We start from the raw sequence: 21,090 nt of genomic DNA, 5'->3' as shown, positions 1-21,090 counted from the left end.
GCGCTCTGTCTGGAGAACCGGCACGCCAGCATCAACGAGCACCCGATCGCCGAAACCGATCGCAAGTTCCGCTGGACGCTCGGGCGCAGACCGGACGACCATCCTGGCTTGAGCGACCTCGGCCTCTGACCCACGGCCGGCCGAGAGGCAGGACCACCTTTTTATTCAAGCCCGCGCCGCCAGATCATGGCCTACATCGCTGGCGTTTCGAGACACGAGGAGAACGCCATGAAGATCGTCAGAACCGGATCGGCCGCCTGGAGCGGCGGCATCAAGGACGGCAAAGGCTCGATCTCTACGGAGAGCGGCGCCCTGCAGACCTACCCCTACGGCTTTGCCAGTCGCTTCGAGGGGCAGCCGGGCTCTAACCCCGAGGAGTTGATCGGCGCGGCCCACGCCGCCTGCTTCACGATGGCGCTTTCCCTGGTGCTCGGCGAAGCGGGCCTGCGGGCCGACCAGATGGACACCTCCGCCAAGATCACGCTCGAACAGGTCGATGGCGGCTACGCGATCACCGCCTCGCACCTGACCCTGAAGGCCCGGATCCCCGGCGCCGATCAGGAAACCTTCGAGAAGCTGGCCGCCGGCGCCAAGGCCAACTGCCCGGTGTCGAAGCTCCTCAACGCCGAGATCACCCTGGACGCGGCCCTGGTCGAATAGACCGGTCGCGCTCCCCTACGCGATGAGGACCGCTGCGTGAGCCGATATAGCTTCCTGGATCTTGCCACCTCGGCGAGCGTCCGCGCCGCCCAGGCCGAGATGGGCGTCGATCGACTGTGGACTCCGGGCCAGGTCGATCGGCGGATGGAGGCGTTCACGGAGAACGAAGTAGCCTTCATCGCCGCGCGCGATAGCTTCTACATGGCCAGCGTCTCGGAAACTGGCTGGCCTTATGTCCAGTACCGCGGGGGCCCGGCCGGCTTTCTCAAGGTGCTCGACGAGACGACGCTGGCGTTCGCGGACTTTCGCGGCAACCGCCAGTACATCAGCGTCGGCAATCTCGACGCCAACGACAAAGTGGCGCTGATCCTGGTCGACTATCCCCGGCGCGCGCGGTTGAAGATCCTCGCCCACGCCGAGCGCCTGGCGCTCGACGCCGAGCCGGGTCTTCTGGAACAGGTGGCCGCCCCCGGTTACCGCGCCAAGCCGGAGCGGATCTTCCGACTGAAGCTGGCCGCGTTCGACTGGAACTGCCCCCAGCACATCGTCCCGCGCTTCACCGAAGCGGAGATCTCGCGCGCCGTCCAGCCGCTCCACGACAAGCTGGAGGCGCTGGAAGCCGAGAACCGCGCGCTTCGCGAGCGCCTCGCCCAGGCCTGACGTCGAGCCGTCCTGTCACTGGATGCTATGACGGCTCAGGAAGTCGCGCATGAGATCGGCGATCTCGGCGCAGTGCGTCTCGAGCGCGAAATGACCGGTATCCAGGAACCGCACCTCGGCCTTGGGCAGATCCCGCCGGAAGGCTTCCGCGCCGGCTGGCAGGAAGAAGGGATCCTTGTCACCCCAGACCGCCAGAAGCGGTGGCTGCCGTTCGCGGAAATACTGGTGGATGCGGGGGTAGAGCGCGACGTTGTTCTGGTAGTCGGCGATCAGGTCCAGCTGAATGTCGGCATTGCCCGGACGCGACAGCAAGGCGTGGTCCAGCCAGTAACCCTCCGGGGCTACCTGGGTCTCGTCGGGCGCGCCATGGGTGTACTGCCAGCGCATCGCCTCCACGGTGAACATACCCCGCATCGCCTCGCGATTGATCGTCGAGGGATCGGCCCAATAGGCGCGGGTCTGCGCCCACCCGTCGCTGAGCCCCTCTTCGTAGGCGTTACCGTTCTGCGAGATGATCGCCGTGATCGCGCCCGGCCGGGCCATCGCCAAGCGCAGGCCGACCGGCGCGCCATAGTCGAAGATGTAGATCGCATAACGGTCCAGGCCGATCGCGTCGGTAAACGCGGCCATGGCTTCGGCCAGGCTCGCGAAGCTGTAGTCGAATCCTTCGGGCGCGGTCGTGAAGCCGAAACCCGGCAGGTCCGGCGCGATCACATGGTAGAGCTCGGCGAGACGCGGGATCAGGTGACGAAACTGGTGCGACGATGTCGGAAAGCCGTGCAGCAGCAGGATCGTGGGACGATCCCGATGGCCGGCCTCCCTGTAGAAGATCGAGACGTCGCCGACATCGGCGCGACGCAGGATGAGGTCGGACGGATTCGGCAGTCGCGGCATCGAGCGCCCCTTGCTTGTGGCTCGGCCGCACGATGGCTCGGCCGCCACGCCGGTGACAGTAAAGCGCTGTAAGGTGTGGTGAAGTCCGGGAGCAGCAGGCCCGCCCCGTCGAAACAATCGCCAAACTGTCACGTGACTGACACCGATCGCGCCTAGCGACGGCCGATCCGATGCAGAACGGCCAAGCCTTGTCGCACCTTCGCCCCATCGACCAATGGTTCATGGATCAGATCCTGCCGCTCGAGCCGATGCTGCTGGCCTCGGCGCGCAAGCTGGTGAACGATTCCGATGCGGCCCGCGACCTGGTGCAGGAGGCGTTCGCGCGGCTCCTGACCGTGGATGGCTGGGCGCAGATCGAGGCGCCCCACGCCTATGTGCTGCGGATGATGCGCAACTTGGCGTTCGAGAAGCTGCGTCGCGCCAAGATCGCCCGCTTCGAGCAAATGACCCTGGCCGAGGACTTCGACGTCGTCGACGAAAGCCCCGACGCCTTCCGGGTCGTCTCGGGCCGCGAACAGCTAGCTCGCCTCGACGCGGCCCTGAAGGACCTGCCCGAGCGCTGCCGCCGTGTTTTCGTTCTACGGCGCATCGAGGAGCGCTCGCCGCGCGAGGTGGCCCAGCAGCTTGGCGTCAGTCCGTCGACCTTGGAAAAGCGCTTGGCTCGCGCCCATTACCTCGTCGCCAAAGCGCTCGCGGCGACGCCAGCCCTGCCCGCGACCGATCGTCCGGCCAAAGCCGAAGAGAGCCGCCGAAAAAATTCGGTCGAGCGCTCGTAAAATGTGGTGGCGTTCGCGCGCCCAACCATCTTCCTAAGATAGGCGGATGAAAGGGCGGCTCCGGGCGTGTTCGAAAAGCGGCGAGCGTCGGAAGAGACCGGAAGCGATCCGGTGCTGCGCGCGGCCGCGCAGTGGCTGGCGCGCGCTGACCTTGGAACCCTGGACGAGGCGGCGTTCGAGCGCTGGCGCACCGAGGATCCTCGCCACGCCCTGGCCTTTATCCGGGTCTCCGACGCGGCGCGACGCGCCGCCGCCGACGGCGCCGAGGCGCCCGCCGTCAAGCGCTCCCGCAAGGTCGACCCCACACGCCGGGGCGCGATCGCCGCCGGCCTGGCCGTATTTTCGCTCGGCGGCGGCGCGCTGATCGCCGGCAAGGTCAATGCACGAGACCGCGCCTCGACGCCGGTCGGGGGCATGCGCCATGTCGACCTGGCCGGCGCCGGCGGGCTGACGCTGAATACCGACAGCGCCGCCTCCTGGAAGTCAGGCCATGAAGGCCTCCGCCTTTGGCTCGAGCGGGGCGAGATCGCTCTGGACATCGCCGCGAACGCCCGGCCGGTCCACCTCAAGGGCGGCCCCGTCGGCGCGCGCCTGGGCCCCGGCCGCTACAACGCCCGCCTGCGCGAGGGCCTCCTGGATCTCGTCGTGCTGAAGGGCGAAGCCAGCGCCGAGGGCATTTCGGCTAGCCCCTCCGCCACACCGGTTCGCGGTCCCACCGCCCTGGCCCTCACCCCCGAACGCCCCCTCGCCCGCCCTCTGTCCGAACAGGACATCGCCGCGGTCCTGGCTTGGCGCAGTGGCGAGATCCTGTTCGTGGACGAGCCGCTGTCGAGCGCCATCGAGGAATATAACCGCCACCTCGTGCGCAAGATCGTCCTGGCCGATCCGCAACTGGCTGGCCTGCGAGTCGGCGGGCGGTTCGTGGCCGACGATCCCAGCGCGTTCCTGCTGGCGCTCGAAACGACGATGAACGTCCGCGTGACCCCGTCCCAGCAGGTCATGCTGCTGTCGCTAAAAAATTCCTGAGCCGATTTGGAGGCGTTTTCGTCGCCGACCATCCTTGGAGATGAGGGGGCGCGCGAACGGGCGCCTGGCCAAGGGATCTTCGACCATGAACCGTGGTGCTTACGCACGCACGCCGCTTTTCGCGGCGCTCCTTGTCACGTCCGCGATCGTGATGACGCCTGCCGTCAGCGTCGCGGCCGAACGGGCCTTCGACATCAAGGCCCAGCCGATGGGCGAGGCGCTCAACCAGTTCGCCCGTCAGGCCGGCGTGCAGATCTTCTTTCCCGGCGAGGCGGCCGCGGGCCGGCGCTCGCCCGCCGTGCGGGGCACGATGGAGCCGCGCGCGGCCCTGACCCAGCTGATCGCGGGCTCCGGCCTCAGCATCGTCGGCGACGACGGCAAGATGATCATGCTGCAGGGCGCGTCCGGCCGGGAAGACGCTCGGCTCGCCAGCGACGCGGCCACGGCCCTGGAGGAAATCATCGTCACCAGCGGCCCGCGCGCCGGCGACCTGAAGTGGGGCAGCGACACGGTGGTCAATACCGTCACCCAGTTGGAAATCCAGCGCCTGCCCAATCTTGACGTCTCGGACGTCCTGGCCCGCCTGCCGGGGGTGCGCCGCAACGAGACCCAGAGCGGCGAAAACCGCTATGTCCAGATCCGCGGCCTCAACAATGCCGCGGCCTCTCAGTCGGTCGACGGCGTCCTGCTCACCGACTACGTCAACGGCTCGCGCGCCACCTCGACCGAGCTTTTGTCGGCTAACTTCATCAAGAACGTCACCGTGACCTCGACGGTCACGCCGGACCTGGATGAGAACGCCAACTCCGCCCACGTGGCCCTGACCACGATCAGCGGTCTGGACAACAACGGCCAGCACGTCGCGGACTTTCGCGCCTATGTCGGCGCCAACAACCGCAATGATGGAGTGCTGAAGACCCGCAAGCCCGTGCGCCTGGCCGGCTCCTGGAAGGGCGGCCTGGATGATGCGGGCAAGTGGGGCCTGGCCATGGGCGCCAGCCTCGACCGACTGGGTTCGCGTCAGGACGCTGTCTCGGTCGCCAGCTTCAACACGATCAACGGGACCCTGGTCCCGAATGGGGCTCTGACCAAGGGCGAGACCTACAGCGCCAGCCAGCGCGTCTCGGCCATGGCGCGCCTGGACTACAGGCCCAGCGACAAGCTCTCGCTGTTCGGAGAGTACTTCTATCTGGAGCATGACTTCCGCACCGAGCAGCGCACCTCGACGGTCAGCGTCGCGGCGGCCGGTGCCGTCAATCCGACTTCCACCGGCGGTCAGTTCAACGCCGCCTCGGCGTCCTACGGCTTCAACGCCGGTCACCCCAAGTTGATGGACCACATCGTCCAGCTGGGCGGCGACTACGCCATCAACGACAAGGACAGCCTTTCGGTCCGCGTGGGCGTGACCTACAACCGCGTCCTCGCCGGCTCGATCGCCACCAGCGGCTTCGTGCTGGCCTCCAGCGCCCTGACCACGCCGGTCGGCTACAGCTTCGGCGATGACCAGCTGTCGTTCACGCCGGGATCCAACGCCCAGACCTCAAAGCCCGCCAACTATCGCCTGAACTCGAAGGTGACGGTCGGTGACACCCTGAGCCGTGACCAGAACTACTTCGCCCGCATCGACTACGCCCACAACATGGACCTGGCCGACAATGGCCTGGGCTTCAAGCTCGGCGCGCAGCTCAAGACCCTGGACCGCAGCAACGTTCAGCGCGGCTATGCCCGGATCCTGCCGAGCAGCGGTGTGCTGCTCTCGGAAGTCACCAGCGCCTCCAACGTGACCCTGTTCCAGCCGGTGGACTGGAACGTCGACACCTTCCTGAGCCTGGTGAACACGCGCGGAACGCCCTCCCCCGACGCCAACCGCCTCTACGCCGCCGATCCGGCCGACAGCTATGGCCAGAACTTCAACGGCTCCGAAGAGATCGGCCTGGGCTATGGCATCGTCTCGTTCGGCTGGGATCGTGCGCGCCTGTCGGCCGGCGTTCGCGCCGCCCACACCCATCGCGAACTCGACCAGTACGAGCCCGACACCGTCGGCAAGTTCATCCAGGGCCACTACGAGCAGAACTACTGGCACGTGCTGCCCAGCGCCTACGGCTCGTACGACGTGACCTCGAACCTGAAGCTGCGCGGGGCCTTCACCAAGACCCTGGAGCGGCCGGCGATCAACAGCGCCTCGCGCCGCCTGATCACCAGCTACGACACGCCGGTTACGCGCTCGATCAGCTACAGCAACCCCTATCTGATGCCGATCCGCTCGACCAATTTCGACGCCTCGGCCGAGTACTATTACGGCCGCTCGGCCTATCTCTCGTTCGGCGGGTTCGCCAAGGATCTGCATGACATCTCGGCCAGCAGCAGCAGCCAGTCGATCGGTCCCGATGGCGTGCGCGAGGTGATCACCTACACCAGCAATGTCCGCGAGGTGAACGGCAAGAAGGTCTACGGCAAGGTCCGCGGCCTGGAGGCGGTCTGGTCGGATCCCCAGCTGCCGTGGATCCCCGAGCGCTTCGGCAATCTGGGCCTGACGCTCTCCTACGATTACCTCGTCTACCAGATCACGGCGATCAACGGCGGCGGCGGGACGCCGCCGAGCGACACGCGCCTGGTCGACAACGCGCCGCGCCACTTCTTCAACGCCTCGCTGGCCTACAACAAGGGCCCGTTCGCGGCGAACCTCTACCTGCAGGAACAATCGTCGGTCCCGAGCCTCAGCTACAATCCGGCCAACGACCGGCGCACCAAGTACGATCCGCTGCTGGACCTTCAGGCCAGCTGGCAGGTGAGCCGAAACTTCCGCGTCATGGTCGAGGGCCGCAACATGCTCGACCAGGACATCACCGACCGTTACGGCGTGACCAACTATGGCCCGGCCTACCAGATCAAGAACAACGGCCGCACGGTCTGGCTGGGCTTCCAGTTCACGACCTTCTGATCCCCCTCTGATCCCCAACGACTACGGGGCCGGCCAGGGCCGGTCCCGCTCTTTTTCCGGAAGGCCTGATGATCCTCGACCGCGTTCTTGCCGCATCGGCGGCCATCCTGCTCCTGACCGGCGCGGCCACGGCCACGAGAGCCCAGCCCGACGGGGTCGAACGCGCCCGGCTCGTCGATGTGCTGCCGCTCAACGGCGAGCTGTTTCACGTCCAGGGCATGGATCTAGACGCTCGGCATATCTGGGTCACATCCGTCGATACCCGCGAGCACAGGGGCTATATCCACCAGTTCGATCGGCGCAGCGGCAAGTTCGAGCGCCGTCTCGAGATCATCGACGGCGTCCGTTACCATCCCGGCGGCATGGCGATGCACGGCGGGTCGATCTGGGTTCCGGTGGCCGAGTACAGGGCCAACAGCTCGGCGGTCCTGGTCGAAATCGACAAGAAGACGCTGACCATTCGTCGGAAAATCTCGGTGGCCGACCACATCGGCTGCGTCGCGGCGTCAGGTCGCGGCCTGGTCGCCGGCAATTGGGACAGCCGCCTGCTCTACGTGTTCAACCGCCGGGGTCGACAGGTCCGGGTGATCCAGAACCCCTCCCCGACCCGCTATCAGGATATGAAGTTCGAGCAGGGCCGCCTGGTTGGCTCCGGCGCGCTCGGTCCCAAGGCCGGCGCAATAGACTGGTTTGCCTGGCCGTCGATGACGCTGATGGACAGCCGCGCCGCCGGCGCCACTGACCGCGGCGTCCGCTACACCGAGGAAGGCATGGCCCTGCAGGGCCGCGACCTCTATCTCGTGCCCGAGGACGGCCCCAGCCGGATGTTCCGGTTCAAGCTGACCGGGCGCTAGCTAAGAGGCGGGCCGGCGCCCGCCTCACCAGTACGATTAGGCCCTGGCCACGGCCTGAGCCTTCTGGAAGCTTTCCATGACGGCGGCGTAGTTCGGCGCCGCAAGGCCATAGAGCTTGGCCAGTTCGGCGGCTTCCGGTCGCGCCCAGGTGCGGTGCAGTTCGCTCAGCAGGGCGTTGGTCGAGGTCGGCTTGACCCCGCCCTGGACGAACCGGGCGAGGCTGGTGCGCGAGGCCATCTCGCTAGGATCGCCCGAAGCATCGACGACGGCGTAGACGTCATAGCCGGCAGCCACCGCATCCAGGGCCGGGAACATCACGCAGACGCTGGTCCAGACGCCGGCCATGATCAGGGTCTTGCGGCCGGTCGATTTGACCTGGCCGACGAAGTCGCCGTTGTCCCAGGCGTTCACCTCGCCCTTGCGCGGTACATAGACGGCGTGAGGCGCCAGTTCGTGGATCTCCGGCATCAGCGGACCGTTCGAGCCGGACGGCTCGGACGCGGTGGTAATCACCGGGATGTTCAGCAGTGTCGCCAGGCGGGCGACCATCTCGACGTTGCGGCGGAGGTCCGCCACGGAGATGTCCTTGACGGTCTGGAACAGGCCCGACTGGTGATCCAGCAGCAGGAGCGCCGCGTCGGCGGGATCGATCAGGGCGGCGCCGCCACCTGTAGGCAGGACGCTCGATTTTGGCTTCGGCGACGTGGTCATGGGATTTCCTCGAAATGGTCCGCGCTCGGTCGGCATCCTCAGGGACGCCCGGCGCGTATCGACCATTCCCCGCCCCGCCCCATCGATCCAGTAAATCCCGGTAAATTTCCGCACTTACGATCATAGATTCCAATTAACCACCTTGTCTATACACCTCACTTCAATAGAAGTGACCGCCTATTTTTACCAAACAACTCCAATCACGCCACCATTGACCGACTTTTACCACACCTAACCACACATCCGCCCTCAAGGGACTATTCCTATTGGCCAACGTCCGCCCCGGGCTCGGTCATCCCCTAGGAGAAGTTCAATGAAGCGCGCAGTCGTTGGAGTGATCGCGGCCCTGGCCGCCGCCGCACCGGCCGGGGCGGCCTTCGCCGCCGACGCCACCGAAAGGCCGGTGTCCATCGTCCTGGTGCACGGCGCCTTCGTGGACGCCTCGGGCTGGCGGCCAGTCTACGAGCTGCTGGAAAAGAAGGGCTACGAGGTCCTTATCGTCCAGAACCCGACGATCACGCTGGAGGGGGACGCGACGGCGGCTCGTCAGGCGATCGCCCAGGCCAAGCACCCGGTGATCCTCGTGGGCCACTCGTATGGCGGCGCGGTGATCACCGAGGCCGGCGCCGATCCCAAGGTCAAGAGCCTGGTCTATCTGGCCGCCTTCGCCCCCGACGCCGGCGAGTCTGTGCTGCAGCTGGCCAGCACGCCGGTCCCGGGCGCGCCGCCCGCGCCGCTGCTGCCGCCCAAGGACGGCTTCATTCAGATCGATCCGGCGCAGTTCGCCTCGGCCTTCGCCGCCGATGTCGATCCGAAGATCACCCATTTCATGGCTGCCTCGCAGGTTCCGTGGGGCCTGGGCGCGGTCGGCGCCAAGATCACCGCGCCGGCTTGGAAGGCCAAGCCCAGCTACTACCTGCTGGCGACGCACGACATGATGATCCCACCGGCCGCGCAACGCGCCATGGCTTTGCGGGCGAAGGCTACGCTCGTCGAAACGCCGAGCAGCCACGCGGTCATGCTCTCCAAACCCGGCTACGTCGCCAACTTCATCGCGATGGCGGCCGACGCGACCAAGTAGTCGCCCGCCAGACGATCTCGCCACGCGCATGCGCGGGACGAGACCCCTCCTCCCCGAAGTTCTCCCGAAGATCCTCAAAACCCTAGGAGCTATCCATGACTCGCCTGTTCACGTCTGCGGCCCTGGCCGCCATCGCTCTGTCCGCTGCGACCTTCGCGGCCGCCCCGCACGCGATCGCCGCGCCAGCCGCCAAAGCCGCCGCCACGCGCCTCGCTCCGCCGGTGATCCACTACAAGACCGCCACGGTCGACGGCGTGAGGGTGGCCTATCGCGAGGCCGGCCCGGCCGACGGTCCGGTGATCCTGCTGCTGCACGGTTTCCCGACCTCGTCGCACATGTTCCGCAACCTGATCCCGCTGCTGGCCGACAAGTACCGCGTCATCGCGCCGGACTATCCGGGCTATGGTGAGAGCGACGCGCCCGACCACACCCAGTTTTCATACACCTTCGCCAACCAGGCCGACGTGATGGACAAGCTGGTGAACCAGCTGGGTCTGAAGCGATACACCATGTACGTCATGGATTACGGCGCCCCGATCGGCTACCGCCTGGCCCTGAAGCACCCTGAGCGTGTCAGCGGCTTCATCGTCCAGAACGGCAATGCCTACACCGAAGGCCTGGAGTCGCCGTTCTGGGATCCGATCAAGGTCTACTGGAAGGACCGCTCGCAGAAGAACCGCGACGCGCTGAACAACCTCGTCACCCTGGACATCACCAAGTTCCAATACACCGACGGCATGGGCGACGTGAGCCGCATCAGCCCCGACAACTGGGTGCACGACCAGGCGCTTCTGGACCGTCCGGGCAATCGCGACGTCCAGCTGGACATGCTCGGCGACTACGGCTCCAACGTGCCCTTCTATCCCGACTTCCAGAAGTTCTTCCGCGACTACCAGCCGCCGATGCTGATCGTCTGGGGCAAGAACGACAAGATCTTCCCCGAGGCCGGCGCCCATCCCTACCTGCGCGACCTGCCCAAGGCTGAAGTCCACATTCTCGACTCGGGCCACTTCGCCCTGGAGGATCGCCTCGGCGAGATGGCCCCGCTGATCCACGACTTCCTGGATCGCAAGGTCGCCAAGTAAGACCGGTCGGGACTCCTAAGACATCCGCGACGCTCACCGCGTCGCGGATACTCTTCGTAGACGTTGTGCGAACAGGTCCTCTATCCAAGCCTCTTCCCTGGACGTCAGTTCGATGAACAGGATCCGGCGCGATGCGCCTTGGGCGCTCTCCCGGTCGGGCTGGCCCGGCACGTCGATGACCATGGAGCGCATCGTCCGCGCCAGCAACGCCATCACGTCCTCAAAGCTTCCGGGTGCTGGACCAACTGGCGCGGTTTCGACCTCTCCGGTCAACGTTCTCTCCGCCGCCCCGCCCGCAGATAGCGCCTCCCCTGTCTCGACCGGCGAGATGAAGCGGTAGCCTCGGCCATTCACGGTGGCGATGTATCGGGCGGCGTCGACGTCATCTTCGAGCGCCCGGCGCAGAGCCGCGATGTGGACCTTCAGGTTGCCCTCGACGACGGTGGTGCTGGGCCAGGCCCCTTCCAGCAACTCTTGCTTGGTGAGAAGCTCCCCCGGCCGCTGGACGAAAGCCGTCAACAGATCCAGCGCGCGGCAGCCGACGCGGACGACCTCACCGCTCTTCAGGAGCAGTTGGCGTCCTGGCACAAACAAATAGTCTCCGAAGGTGAAGGTCGGCGCGGGCGTCATGAGCCGGACACCATGATGCGGCGCAGGGCCGCGTCGTCGCAGGCCGGGTGGGTGGAATTCGAACGGTTCGACACGCCACCCTCCTTGAGTCCTGATAACCGAAGGTAGCGCTCACAAGCATCGAGCTTCAATTCGCCCATGGTCGCGCCTTTCTCGCCTTTAGGCATATAGGACTCGACCTTCGTCTAGTTCCCCTATGGCCAGGCCGAAGCAAACCCCAAAAGGCGCTCCGCAGGAGAAGCCCAATCCGACACCGCTGCGCCTCGACCGGCCTCTCCACACCCCTTGAAACCTTGCGCCTCGCCCTCGGCGCCTAGCCTTTCGTCGAGCCTGACTAGACCTTGGTTGAGGTGGAAGCCGCGCTTTGATCACGATAGTCTAAGCCTGCGTCGGAGAGACAAGACAAAGGGCTCCTTGTGGCACCTCCGCACGTCATGCCGCCGTCGGCCGAAAGTCGGACCCTGCAACAGCTCGAATACGACCTTGAGCGCCTGGGAGGTCTGCCCGACGCCTGGACAGGCCTGGACCCCACCTCCATCGCCGAAAGCGTGCTCGAGACCTTGCTCGAAATGCTCGCGCTGGATTTCGTGGGTTTGCGCTTCAACGACACCACGCACGTCTTTCTGCGCCTCGCGCCGGATTTCGCCCGCACATGCTCCTCAGAAGACATCCGCGTGGCGCTGGAGGCCTGGTCCGACCACGGCGAACTGGGGGTTCAGCTTCCTCTGGGCGGCCAATCGGTGTCGGTGGTTCGATGTCCGTTGGGCGTTAGCGCCGGCATCGGCGAAATTCTCGCCGGCGCGCGCCGCGAGGCCTTCCCAACCGGACAGGAGCGCTCGAAGCTCAAGATCGCCGCCGCGCAAACCAGCCTCGCCTGCCGGGAGATGCGCGAACTCAGCGACCGCCGCCCGCCGAAGGACCAGCGCGCCGCGCCACCTTCCGCCCAAGCCTTGGCGGAGAGCGAATGGCGCTTGCACCTGACGATCAACACCATCCCGGCGATGGCCTGGTCGACGACGCCGGACGGCCTGATCGATTTCTGCAACCAGAACTTCGTCGACTATGTCGGCTGGACCGCCGAGGAGATCAGCGGCCAGGGATTCTGGCCGATCTTTCACCCCGATGACACCGCCCACCTGCTGGCCTCCTGGCAGGAGATCATGGCCACCAAGCGACCGCGCGATGTCGAGGGACGAATGCGTCGCGCGGATGGTGAGTACCGCTGGTTCGTGCTGCGGCAGAACCCGCTGCTCGACGCCGACGGCAATGTCATCAAGTGGTACGGCGTCGGCACCGATATCGAGGACCGCAAGCGCGCCGAGAGCGCGCTCGAGGAAGCCCAGGCCGCCTTGTTGGCGAGCGAGCAGAACCTCGACCTCATCGTCAATTCCTTGCCCGTCCTGGTGTGGTCGGCCCGCCCGGACGGTAGCGCCGAGTTCATAAACCAGAGCTGGCGCGACTATGCGGGCGAGCCGGCCGACAAGATTCTGGAATGGGGTTTCCTGGACCTCTACCATCCCGACGATGTGCCAGGGATGATGGAGATCTGGACCCGGGATTTGGCCGAGGCCGACCAGACCGCGCTGAAGGGCCGCATCCGCGGGGCCGACGGGGAGTATCGCTGGTTCTATTTCGCCGGTCGCAAGCTCACCCAGGCCAACGGTCTGGTCCGCTGGTTTGGCTGCAACGTCGATATCGAGGACTTGCAGCGGGCAGAAGACGCCCTGAGGGCCAGCGAGGCGGCCCTGCGCGAGAGCGAGAGCGCCTTGAGCATGATGCTCGACACCATTCCTGGCATGGCCTGGTCGACGACGGCCGAGGGCTATGCCGACATGTTCAACAAGAACATGGTCGACTTCACCGGTCGCTCCGCAGAGGAGCTGATGGACACGGGTTTCCTCGCGCAGTTCCATCCTGACGACGTCGATCGGATGTTCGCCGAATGGCAAGCGATGATGGCGTCAAAGACCGGCGGCGAGATCGAGGGCCGTTCGCGGCGCGCCGACGGCGAGTATCGCTGGCTGATCTGCCGCTGCAGTCCACTGCTCAACGCCGAGGGCGATGTTGTTCGCTGGTACGGCGTCAACATGGATATCGAGGATCGCAAACGCGCCGAGGCTGCGCTCGTGGCCAGCGAACGCAATGTAAGCCTGATCCTCGACTCCCTTCCGGTCTTGATCTGGTCGGCCAAGGACGGCGGCGCCGCCGACTTCGCCAACCAGAGATATCTCGACTTCGTTGGTCGTCCTGCCGAGGCGATCCTGGACTTCGGCTTTACCGACGTCATCCATCCCGACGATGTCGACGGCCTTTTGACGGCCTGGCGCGAAGCGCAGGATAAGGATTCCTCGCTTGCCCAGGCCCGGATCCGCCGGTTCGACGGGGAGTACCGGCGGTTCTATTTCGCGGGGCGCAAAATCACCGACGCCAACGGGGCGGTCCGCTGGTTCGGATGCAATCTCGACATCGAGGATCTGCAGCGCGCCGAGAACGCGCTGCGAGAAAGCGAGGCCGCGCTGCGGGAGAGCGAGCGGGCGCTGAGCCTGACGATCAGCACCATCCCCGCTATGGTCTGGTCGACAGAGCCCGATGGCATGTTGGATTCGTGGAACCAGCCGTTCCTGGATTTCGCGGGCGTCGCCTTCGAGGAGATCGAGGGCGATGGCTTCTATCGCCTCTTCCATCCTGAAGACCTGGAGGCCCTGCGCGCGACCTGGAACGAGGTCGTCGGCTCAAAGCGCCCCCAGGAAACGGAAGGCCGCATGCGGGGCCGCGATGGCCAATACCGATGGTTCGCGTTTCGGCAGAACCCGCTGTTGGACAACGATGGGAACGTCCTCAAATGGTACGGCATCGTCGTCGATATCGAGGATAGAAAGCGCGTAGAGGGCGCCCTACTCGCCAGCGAGGCTGCGTTGCGTGACAACGAGCGCCGCCTCGAGCACATCATCAACGCGGTTCCTGGCCTGGTCTGGTCGGCGGGCGCCGACGGCGCGATCACGTTCCTCAGCCAGCAGTATCTGGACTACATCGGTGTCGACGCCGAAAGCGCCCTCGCCGGCGCGTGGGCCGACGCCCTGCACCCCGATGACGCCGCAGGTCTGCTGGCCGCATGGGTCACCGCCATGACCGAAGAGCGGGCGCACGAGCACGAGGCGCGCCTGCGTCGGGCGGACGGCAGTTATCGCTGGATGCTTTTCCGGGCCAGCCCACATGTCGACTGCTACGGACGCGTGGTGGAATGGTTCGGGGTCAATATTGACATCGAAGATCGCAAGGACGCCCAAGACGCCCTCTCCAGCAGCGAAGTGGCGCTACGCGACAGTGAACGCGAGCTCCAGCAGATCGTCTCGTCGATCCCAGGCCTGACCTGGTCGTCCGACGCGCAGGGCGCCACGCGGTTCTGGAGCCAGCAGTATCTCGACTATGCAGGCGCGGAGCTGGACGACGTCCTGGGTTTCAAGTTCGCCGACTACATTCACCCCGATGACCGCGAGCCCATCATGGAGATGTGGGCCGGGATTATCGCCGCGGGCGAACCGGGCGAAGCCGAGCTACGCCTGCGCCGCGCGGACGGAGAATACCGCTGGTTCCTGATCCGCGCCTGCCCGTTCTTCGACGAGCAGGGCAATCTCACCCAGTGGTTCGGTGTCAATGTCGACATCGAGAACCGCAAGCGCGCCGAAGAGGATCTGCGGCAAAGTCAGAGCGATCTGGCCCACGTCACGCGGATGACCACGATCGGCGAGTTGGCCGTATCGATCGCCCACGAAGTCAATCAACCGTTGATGGCCGTTGTCACCAACGCCGGCGCCTGCCTGCGCTGGCTCGACGGCGCCCAGACGGACATCGCCATGGCTCGCCAGGCCGCGGAGCGCATCGTGCGCGACGGCCACCGTGCGGGCGACATCATAACCAGTCTTCGCAACCTCGCCCGCAAGTCCGCGCCTCGGATGGACCGGGTCAGCCTGGAGGACGTCGTCCAGCCGGTCCTCGATCTCTTGCAAGGTGAGTTCAAGCGTCATAGCGTCGTCGCCAAGGCCGAGCTGGACGAAGGGGCCAGCGCCATCCTTGGTGACGCAACCCAGCTTCAGCAGGTGCTCCTCAACCTGATCATGAACGGGGTCGAGGCGATGGCCGGTACGGCCGTCGCTACCCGGCGCTTGACGGTCCGCGGAAAAACCCGAGACGGCGAAGCGTTGGTGAGCGTGACCGACACCGGGCCAGGTCTGGGGACCGACGATCCCGATCGGCTCTTCGAGGCGTTCTTCAGCACCAAGGCCGAAGGTATCGGGATGGGCCTGGCGATCTGCAGGTCGATCATCGAGGCCCATAGAGGTCGGATTTGGGCGGCCAATAGTGCGACGCGAGGCGGCGTCTTCAGTTTCACCCTGCCCCTGGCGGAAGGATACGGCGTTCATGTTTCCCAACGCTAAGGACAGCGAGGCCCTCGTGGTCGTCATCGACGACGACGAAAGCGTCCGCGAGGCCCTGAGGGCGCTCTTCCAGTCCGTGGGCCTGGCGACCGAGATCCATGGATCGGTGCAGTCGTTTCTCGACGCAGGTCCCGTGGAGCGCGCGGGCTGCATCGTGCTGGATATTCGGCTTCCGGGCCGTAGCGGTCTGGAGTTCCAGGAGGCCCTGGCTCGAACCGACATGGCCCAGTCGGTCGTGCTGATCAGCGCTCACGTCGATGTCCAGATGGCCGTGCGCGCGATGAAGGCCGGCGCCGTCGACGTGCTGTCCAAGCCCGTGCGCGAGCAGGATTTGCTGGAAGCGGTCAACCGAGCCCTGGCCAATGACCAGGCGCGCCGCAGCGAGGCCAAGCTCAATCAGGCCCTGCACGCGCGCTATGCCACCTTGTCGGAACGTGAGCGACAGGTTTTCGGCCTCGTGGCGGCGGGGCTCCTAAACAAGCAGATCGCCGAGCGCGCCGCGATCACCGAAGCGACGGTCAAACTCCATCGCAGCCAGGTGATGAAGAAGATGGAGGCTGAATCCCTGCCCGAACTCGTGCGCATGGCCGATCGCCTGGCCAAGTCCGGCGTGATCCCTCAGAGCTGAGCGCCGAGCCGGCGGCGGATGTCCCGCCGCCGGCCGGTCGCCTCAAGCTTCGTTCAGGAAGCCGCGCAGCAGGGCGTTATACTGGGCGGGCTTTTCATTCATCGTCAGGTGCGAGCAGCCGGTCATCACCGCCAGGCGCGCCTTGCCGGCGATACCGTCGCGAAGGGTTTCGTGGCAGTCGAGGGTGACCTCGTCGAATTCGCCGGTGGTGATCAGGGTCTTCTGGGTGATGGCCTTGAGGTCCTTGCGACGGTCCCAGTCCTTGATCTTGCCGACGATGGTGAACTCGTTGGGGCCGTTGAGCACCCGATAGGCGGGCGACTTGGAGAGCGCCTCCAGGGTCGCCAGCACTTCGGGGCTCGGCGGGACACGCAGAACGAAGGTGTCGTAGAACTTCTGCACCAGTTCGGCATATTCGGGCGTGCCCGTCTTGCCGGCCTTTTCCAGCGTGTGGATCTTGTCGCCCCAGCCGTCCGGCATGGTGGCGAACAGGCGATCGAAGCCGGCCATGACCTGGGGAATGCTGGCCATGGCGCCGCTCAGGATAAGGCGATCGACGCCCTTACCCCGGCCTTGGCACAGATACTCGACGGCCAGCAGGGCGCCCCACGAATGGCCCAGCAGCACGACCCGATCCAGGCCCAGGGCGGAGCGCACCGCGTCCACCTCCTCGACAGACCGCTGGATCGAGTAGGCGCTGTCGGCCTCGGGCGCGTCGGCGCGGCCGCAGCCCAGCTGATCGTAGAAGATGACGGGACGCTCGTCCGCCAGGGCTTGCAACGGCAGCAGATAGTTGTGCGACGAGCCCGGTCCGCCGTGCAGCGTGAGCAGCGGCGTCTGGCCGCCTGATCCAAACTTCCGCCAATAGATCTTGCCGCCTGGGACAGTCGCATAGCCCTCGGACTGGGGCGCCGCGGCAAAGGCCGCCCCCGTAGGCGCGATGATGGCGGCGCTCAGGACGCCCGCGCCGGACGTCAGGACGTGTCGGCGGGTCCAGTGGCTGGTGGTCATACTCATACTCCTGAAAAACAACTGCGACGCGGCCCCACGCCTAGCGGCCATCTAGCCCGTGCAAGTCGGCGCCGCGAGTGAGCGGCTTGAAACTCAAGGTTTCCGCAAACGCCCCCTTCACCGGCGGCGCGTTCAAATCTCGAGCGCAGCCCCGGGCGGTGCGAACTGGCGTCGCCAGCGGGCCGGCGAGCAACCGACGAAGCCGCCGAAGATACGGGTGAAATGCGCCTGGTCGGCGAAGCCGCAAGCCAGAGCGATCTGGCAGAGTTTCCCGCCCCCCTGCATCATCAGGTCCTGCGCGCGTTCGATGCGCCGGCTGGCCACGAACCGCGAGAAGGTGACGCCGAAGGTGCGGCGAAAGCATCGCGAAAAATAGCCGGGGCTCAGGCGCGCATGGCCGGCCGCCACGTTCAGAGAGGTCCGGCCATGCAGTTCCGCATCGACATAGTCGTGAACGCGCTTGGTCTGCCACGGCAGCAGCCCCGGCCCTCGGTCGGACGGGATGGCGACCTGATCTTGGCCGGGCCAATCACGATCGACGGTCCCCGCTCCCGGCGCCATGGCCCCACGGCCCGGAGGCATGAAAACGGCCAGGTTCGGCGCGTTCGCCGGCACGAGCATGAAGCCTGGGATCGATACGGTTTCCAACTGGCGCATGGCGTCCCCTCCGCTGGGTTTGGTGTCGTCCAGCAGCCTAGGAGAGGCGCGCGCCCGTTTGTCGTTAAGTGGGGTAAAGGCCCGTCAAGTCTGATGTTCCGGCCCGTAAAGCAGAGCCCTCATCGCGGTCCCACCGCGTACAAACCCTTCAAACCGCCACGAATTGTATCGGGCCTAGCGTCGCGGCGTCGGTCGCCTTCGCTATGTACCTGGCCCCTCCCGATGAAGCCCCACCGACCATCCCTCGCCACCGATCTGCTCCGACGCAATCGAAGCGCCAGCCTGCTGCGAACCAACGCGGCTCTGGCGCCTGCCGTGAATGGGCTCACGATGCTGCTAGCGGCGACCTAGCTGTTCTTGCCGCAGCCTTCAGCTATGCGTTGAAGTATGAGACCGTGCCGGCAGACGCCACTGTTAGGCTCCTGCGGATGCTCGCCGGGCAAATTCGAAAAGCTAAGAGCGGAGCCTGAAGGCTTGGGCTCGTCGCGGAAAACGGGCTCCGGACCTCGGCATCAAGCCAATCTCCCGCGAGCTGGAAGGCATTCAGACTTCCGGCGACCTCATCGACCTGCACGTCAGTGATATGAACAGCGCGCCGTCGAGACTAACGCATGCTCATCAGTAGCGAACGTAGATCTGGAGAGACACCGTCCTTGGCCTTTGGGGTGTGCTTTGCCTGGACTGCTTCAAGGTGAAGGGATTGCCGTAGGCGAACGTGTCCCCCGCGCTGTCGAACAGATTGTCGACAGTCAGGCCAAGACTCAGGCGGTCCGACCACAGCCGCGCGGCGACCCGGGTCGTTGCATAGCCGCCCATGGACGGGGCGGTCGCGCCGTCGAAGCTCAGGCGGGAATGACCGATATAGGCCGCCCGCGCATCGACGCCCGCTCGCCAGACCTGGCTTACCGACCGCTCGTAGCTGGCCGCGAGCGAGGCGGAACCTCTCGGCGCCCCCGCCAGACCGAGATCCTTGCGCCCCGGGAAGGCGGCGTTCACCGACTCCAGCTCCGGATGGTTCAGCAGGAAGCTGGCGTCCAGTCGCAGGCCGCCGCGCACATAGCCGCCTTCGAATTCGACCCCGACATTGCGTCCGTCGCCGAGATTGGCGGTGTAGGGCAGTCCCGAGGGCAGGAGCTGGTCGCTCTGGATGTTCTTCCAAGAGGCCAGGAACGCCGCCAGCCTCACGCGCAGCCGTCCATCCAGCCAGGCCGCCTTCGCCCCGCCTTCGTAGCTCCAGAGCTCGTCGCCGTCATAGCGGCGCTGCGGCTCGCCGCCGGCGGTGTCGAAGGTCTGCGACGGGATCGCCGCCGTATTGAAGCCGCCCGATCGATAGCCCTCCGCCGCCTGCGCGTAGATCAGCGTCGAGGGGCTCGGCGCGAACGACACCACCACCTTGGGCGCGAAGCCGACATAGCTCTGGGCGTCCCGGAACAGCGCCCCCGCGCCCGCCGCCGTTGCGTGGCTGGATACCTCGGACCGGGTCGCGAACAGGCGTCCGCCCAAGGTCAGGCTCCAGCCGCGACCCAAATCGCCGATCGCCTCTCCGAACAGCGCCCCCTCGCCCAGCACGTCGCGGCGGGTCTCGCGCGCCAGGGGTGTGGTCGGCTGATCGGCCAGGAAGATCAAACCGTCACGGCCTTGGCGCGTGCGGGCCAGGAAAGCGCCGACCTGCCACTGGATTCGCCGGCCCGGCCGCGACGCCAACGACGCCTCGGCCACCACCGCGCCGACGTGGTTGTCGTCATCGAAAGCCACCGCCGCGCCCAGGGGGACTGAAACCGGCGGCGAGGCGCTGGCGTCGTAGCGGCTGGACAAGTCATGCCGGACAGCCGCTAAGGTCAGTTTCGCGTCCTGCCCCAGCAGGCCGCCGTGCGCGCCGATGTGGACCTCGAGGAAGTCGTTGTCGTGAGGCTCGGCAATCTGGTTGCGCCTTGCATAGGTCCCCACGTCACGCTCGGCGTATTGGGTGTCCCTCGAATTGATCCACTGGCTGGTCACTCCGGCCTCCGCCGTCCAGCCGGCGCCAAGCTTGACCCGTGTCGAGAGACGAGCGCCGCTGCGGCGGGTGGTGTTGACGTCCGACCGCCCCTGCCCCAGGTCGTCGATATAGCCGCCGTCCCGCTCGGCATAGCCGACCAGCCGCACCGCGGCCCGACCGTTCAGCAGCGGCAGATTGATCATGGCCGACGCCAGTCCACCGGCCTCGCCGCCCTGGGTGGTCGACGCCGTGAGCGAAGCCGAAGCGTCGAAGGCCTCCGGATCGGCGGCATGGGTTCTGAGCTGCAGAACCCCGCCCAGCGACCCCGCGCCGTAGAGGGCGCCCTGCGGGCCGCGCAGCACCTCGACCTGGCCGATGTCGACCAGCAGGAGATCCGGGTCGGGCGCGTTGTAGGTCAGCCGTACATCATCGAGATAGATGCCGACCATCGACTGGGTTTGGCCGGTCAGGGGACCGTCCGAGAGGCCGCGCAGGATCACCTTGTCGCGTCCGGGTCCGAGGTTGGTCACCGTCATGGAGGGAACCGTCAAGGCCAAGTCAGCGGCGTCACGGACGCCGCGCGCGGCGATGGCGCGCTCGTCCAGCGCGCTGACCGAATAGGCCAGACGATCGGCCACGGCCAGCCGGCGCGTAGCGACGATCACCAGTTCGGACAGCGGCGGCGCGTCCTCGCTCGGCTGCTGGAGCGCCGGCGCCGCGGGACGCGCCAGGACGCGCGCCGGCGCCGACGTGGGGACGATCCTGTATGCTCTCGGCGCGATCAGGCGCGCCTCGCACCCGGCTCCGCGCAGCAGCGCCTTCAGCGCCTCGTCCGGACTCGCGCGCCCCTGGAAGCCGGGAGACAGCCCGCACCCCTGCGCCGCACTGAGGTCGATCGACACGCGCGCCTGCAGGGCGAACGCCGTCGCGGCCGCCTTCAACGGGCCGGCGGGCACGGCGAAGGGCGCGGCCTCACCGGCCCACGCACACACAGGCGCGACGATCAGGCCGACCGCCGACGCCATGCCCAGGCGCCGTCGCGCGAGGTTATGCAAGATCACG

Annotated in this window: 17 protein-coding genes; 10 read left to right on the top strand and 7 right to left on the bottom strand. The window is 66.4% G+C overall.

Annotated features, from left to right (window positions below; translation table 11 throughout):
• The first annotated feature begins 228 nt into the window (after nt 1-228).
• Together MZV50_RS11475 and MZV50_RS11470 are read left to right on the top strand one after the other, a co-directional pair.
• A complete protein-coding gene (locus tag MZV50_RS11475) occupies nt 229-660 on the top strand; it encodes an OsmC family protein (protein WP_252634737.1) in 432 nt (143 codons plus the stop codon).
• A 36-nt stretch (nt 661-696) separates the two neighbouring features.
• The gene (locus tag MZV50_RS11470; RefSeq protein WP_252634735.1) at nt 697-1,320 is read left to right on the top strand and encodes a pyridoxamine 5'-phosphate oxidase family protein; all 624 of its coding nucleotides are present in this window, start codon (nt 697-699) and stop codon (nt 1,318-1,320) included.
• A gap of 15 nt (nt 1,321-1,335) precedes the next feature.
• On the opposite strand, the gene MZV50_RS11465 is transcribed toward MZV50_RS11470, so the two are convergent.
• Nucleotides 1,336-2,214 carry an alpha/beta fold hydrolase gene (locus tag MZV50_RS11465; protein WP_252634733.1) on the bottom strand — a complete coding sequence of 293 codons (879 nt, stop codon included), beginning with the start codon at nt 2,212-2,214 and terminating at the stop codon, nt 1,336-1,338.
• A gap of 170 nt (nt 2,215-2,384) precedes the next feature.
• On the opposite strand from MZV50_RS11465, the gene MZV50_RS11460 reads away from it, so the two are divergent.
• The 4 genes from MZV50_RS11460 to MZV50_RS11445 all read left to right on the top strand — a co-directional run bounded on the left by MZV50_RS11460 (nt 2,385) and on the right by MZV50_RS11445 (nt 7,811).
• On the top strand, nt 2,385-2,990 hold the full coding sequence (locus MZV50_RS11460) for an RNA polymerase sigma factor (RefSeq protein WP_252634732.1): 606 nt from the start codon (nt 2,385-2,387) through the stop codon (nt 2,988-2,990).
• A gap of 66 nt (nt 2,991-3,056) precedes the next feature.
• On the top strand, nt 3,057-4,016 hold the full coding sequence (locus MZV50_RS11455) for a DUF4880 domain-containing protein (protein ID WP_252634730.1): 960 nt from the start codon (nt 3,057-3,059) through the stop codon (nt 4,014-4,016).
• 151 nt (nt 4,017-4,167) lie between these two features.
• Nucleotides 4,168-6,957 carry a TonB-dependent receptor gene (locus MZV50_RS11450; RefSeq protein WP_252634728.1) on the top strand — a complete coding sequence of 930 codons (2,790 nt, stop codon included), beginning with the start codon at nt 4,168-4,170 and terminating at the stop codon, nt 6,955-6,957.
• Nucleotides 6,958-7,025: 68 nt separating this feature from the next.
• Nucleotides 7,026-7,811, top strand: a complete 786-nt coding sequence (locus MZV50_RS11445) for a DUF6454 family protein (RefSeq protein WP_252634727.1) — start codon at nt 7,026-7,028, stop codon at nt 7,809-7,811.
• Nucleotides 7,812-7,847: 36 nt separating this feature from the next.
• Here MZV50_RS11445 and MZV50_RS11440 read toward each other — a convergent pair whose 3' ends face one another.
• A complete protein-coding gene (locus MZV50_RS11440; protein ID WP_252634726.1) occupies nt 7,848-8,522 on the bottom strand; it encodes an isochorismatase family protein in 675 nt (224 codons plus the stop codon).
• 313 nt (nt 8,523-8,835) lie between these two features.
• Between MZV50_RS11440 and MZV50_RS11435 the strand changes: the two genes are divergently transcribed.
• On the top strand, nt 8,836-9,603 hold the full coding sequence (locus tag MZV50_RS11435; protein ID WP_252634724.1) for an alpha/beta fold hydrolase: 768 nt from the start codon (nt 8,836-8,838) through the stop codon (nt 9,601-9,603).
• Nucleotides 9,604-9,698: 95 nt separating this feature from the next.
• Nucleotides 9,699-10,688, top strand: a complete 990-nt coding sequence (locus tag MZV50_RS11430) for an alpha/beta fold hydrolase (protein WP_252634723.1) — start codon at nt 9,699-9,701, stop codon at nt 10,686-10,688.
• A 33-nt stretch (nt 10,689-10,721) separates the two neighbouring features.
• Here the strand turns inward: MZV50_RS11430 and MZV50_RS11425 are convergent, their stop codons facing one another.
• Together MZV50_RS11425 and MZV50_RS11420 are read right to left on the bottom strand one after the other, a co-directional pair.
• Nucleotides 10,722-11,318: a winged helix-turn-helix domain-containing protein gene (locus MZV50_RS11425; protein WP_252634721.1), complete on the bottom strand. Its 597-nt coding sequence runs from the start codon at nt 11,316-11,318 to the stop codon at nt 10,722-10,724.
• Nucleotides 11,315-11,485 (bottom strand): hypothetical protein, encoded by a 171-nt coding sequence (locus tag MZV50_RS11420; protein ID WP_252634720.1) that lies wholly within the window; start codon nt 11,483-11,485, stop codon nt 11,315-11,317. The genes MZV50_RS11425 and MZV50_RS11420 overlap by 4 nt, the downstream gene beginning before the upstream one ends.
• 267 nt (nt 11,486-11,752) lie before the next feature.
• On the opposite strand from MZV50_RS11420, the gene MZV50_RS11415 reads away from it, so the two are divergent.
• Entirely contained in the window at nt 11,753-15,754 is a 4,002-nt protein-coding gene (locus tag MZV50_RS11415; RefSeq protein ID WP_252634718.1) for a PAS domain-containing sensor histidine kinase, read from the top strand.
• Nucleotides 15,738-16,382: a response regulator transcription factor gene (locus tag MZV50_RS11410; RefSeq protein ID WP_252634717.1), complete on the top strand. Its 645-nt coding sequence runs from the start codon at nt 15,738-15,740 to the stop codon at nt 16,380-16,382. The genes MZV50_RS11415 and MZV50_RS11410 overlap by 17 nt, the downstream gene beginning before the upstream one ends.
• A gap of 42 nt (nt 16,383-16,424) precedes the next feature.
• Here the strand turns inward: MZV50_RS11410 and MZV50_RS11405 are convergent, their stop codons facing one another.
• From MZV50_RS11405 to MZV50_RS11395, 3 genes are all read right to left on the bottom strand, one after another.
• Nucleotides 16,425-17,393 (bottom strand): proline iminopeptidase-family hydrolase, encoded by a 969-nt coding sequence (locus tag MZV50_RS11405; protein WP_252634716.1) that lies wholly within the window; start codon nt 17,391-17,393, stop codon nt 16,425-16,427.
• 132 nt (nt 17,394-17,525) lie between these two features.
• The gene (locus MZV50_RS11400) at nt 17,526-18,050 is read right to left on the bottom strand and encodes a helix-turn-helix domain-containing protein (RefSeq protein WP_252634714.1); all 525 of its coding nucleotides are present in this window, start codon (nt 18,048-18,050) and stop codon (nt 17,526-17,528) included.
• 618 nt (nt 18,051-18,668) lie between these two features.
• Nucleotides 18,669-21,089, bottom strand: a complete 2,421-nt coding sequence (locus MZV50_RS11395) for a TonB-dependent receptor domain-containing protein (protein WP_252634712.1) — start codon at nt 21,087-21,089, stop codon at nt 18,669-18,671.
• Nucleotide 21,090 lies beyond the last annotated feature (1 nt).

The organism is Caulobacter segnis, from assembly GCF_023935105.1.
Classification (GTDB): Bacteria; Pseudomonadota; Alphaproteobacteria; order Caulobacterales; family Caulobacteraceae; genus Caulobacter; species Caulobacter segnis_B.
Note: the sequence above shows the minus strand (reverse complement) of the source record. Positions and strands in the feature narration are given on the sequence as shown.

What these genes read in the sequence shown, in the direction of transcription:
- MZV50_RS11475 (WP_252634737.1), top strand. Translation starts at nt 229, where the DNA reads ATGAAGATCGTCAGAACCGGATCGGCCGCCTGGAGCGGCGGCATCAAG.
- MZV50_RS11465 (WP_252634733.1), bottom strand. Translation starts at nt 2,214, where the DNA reads ATGCCGCGACTGCCGAATCCGTCCGACCTCATCCTGCGTCGCGCCGAT.
- MZV50_RS11460 (WP_252634732.1), top strand. Translation starts at nt 2,385, where the DNA reads ATGCAGAACGGCCAAGCCTTGTCGCACCTTCGCCCCATCGACCAATGG.
- MZV50_RS11450 (WP_252634728.1), top strand. Translation starts at nt 4,168, where the DNA reads ATGACGCCTGCCGTCAGCGTCGCGGCCGAACGGGCCTTCGACATCAAG.
- MZV50_RS11445 (WP_252634727.1), top strand. Translation starts at nt 7,026, where the DNA reads ATGATCCTCGACCGCGTTCTTGCCGCATCGGCGGCCATCCTGCTCCTG.
- MZV50_RS11440 (WP_252634726.1), bottom strand. Translation starts at nt 8,522, where the DNA reads ATGACCACGTCGCCGAAGCCAAAATCGAGCGTCCTGCCTACAGGTGGC.
- MZV50_RS11435 (WP_252634724.1), top strand. Translation starts at nt 8,836, where the DNA reads ATGAAGCGCGCAGTCGTTGGAGTGATCGCGGCCCTGGCCGCCGCCGCA.
- MZV50_RS11430 (WP_252634723.1), top strand. Translation starts at nt 9,699, where the DNA reads ATGACTCGCCTGTTCACGTCTGCGGCCCTGGCCGCCATCGCTCTGTCC.
- MZV50_RS11425 (WP_252634721.1), bottom strand. Translation starts at nt 11,318, where the DNA reads ATGACGCCCGCGCCGACCTTCACCTTCGGAGACTATTTGTTTGTGCCA.
- MZV50_RS11420 (WP_252634720.1), bottom strand. Translation starts at nt 11,485, where the DNA reads ATGCCTAAAGGCGAGAAAGGCGCGACCATGGGCGAATTGAAGCTCGAT.
- MZV50_RS11415 (WP_252634718.1), top strand. Translation starts at nt 11,753, where the DNA reads ATGCCGCCGTCGGCCGAAAGTCGGACCCTGCAACAGCTCGAATACGAC.
- MZV50_RS11410 (WP_252634717.1), top strand. Translation starts at nt 15,738, where the DNA reads ATGTTTCCCAACGCTAAGGACAGCGAGGCCCTCGTGGTCGTCATCGAC.
- MZV50_RS11405 (WP_252634716.1), bottom strand. Translation starts at nt 17,393, where the DNA reads ATGACCACCAGCCACTGGACCCGCCGACACGTCCTGACGTCCGGCGCG.
- MZV50_RS11400 (WP_252634714.1), bottom strand. Translation starts at nt 18,050, where the DNA reads ATGCGCCAGTTGGAAACCGTATCGATCCCAGGCTTCATGCTCGTGCCG.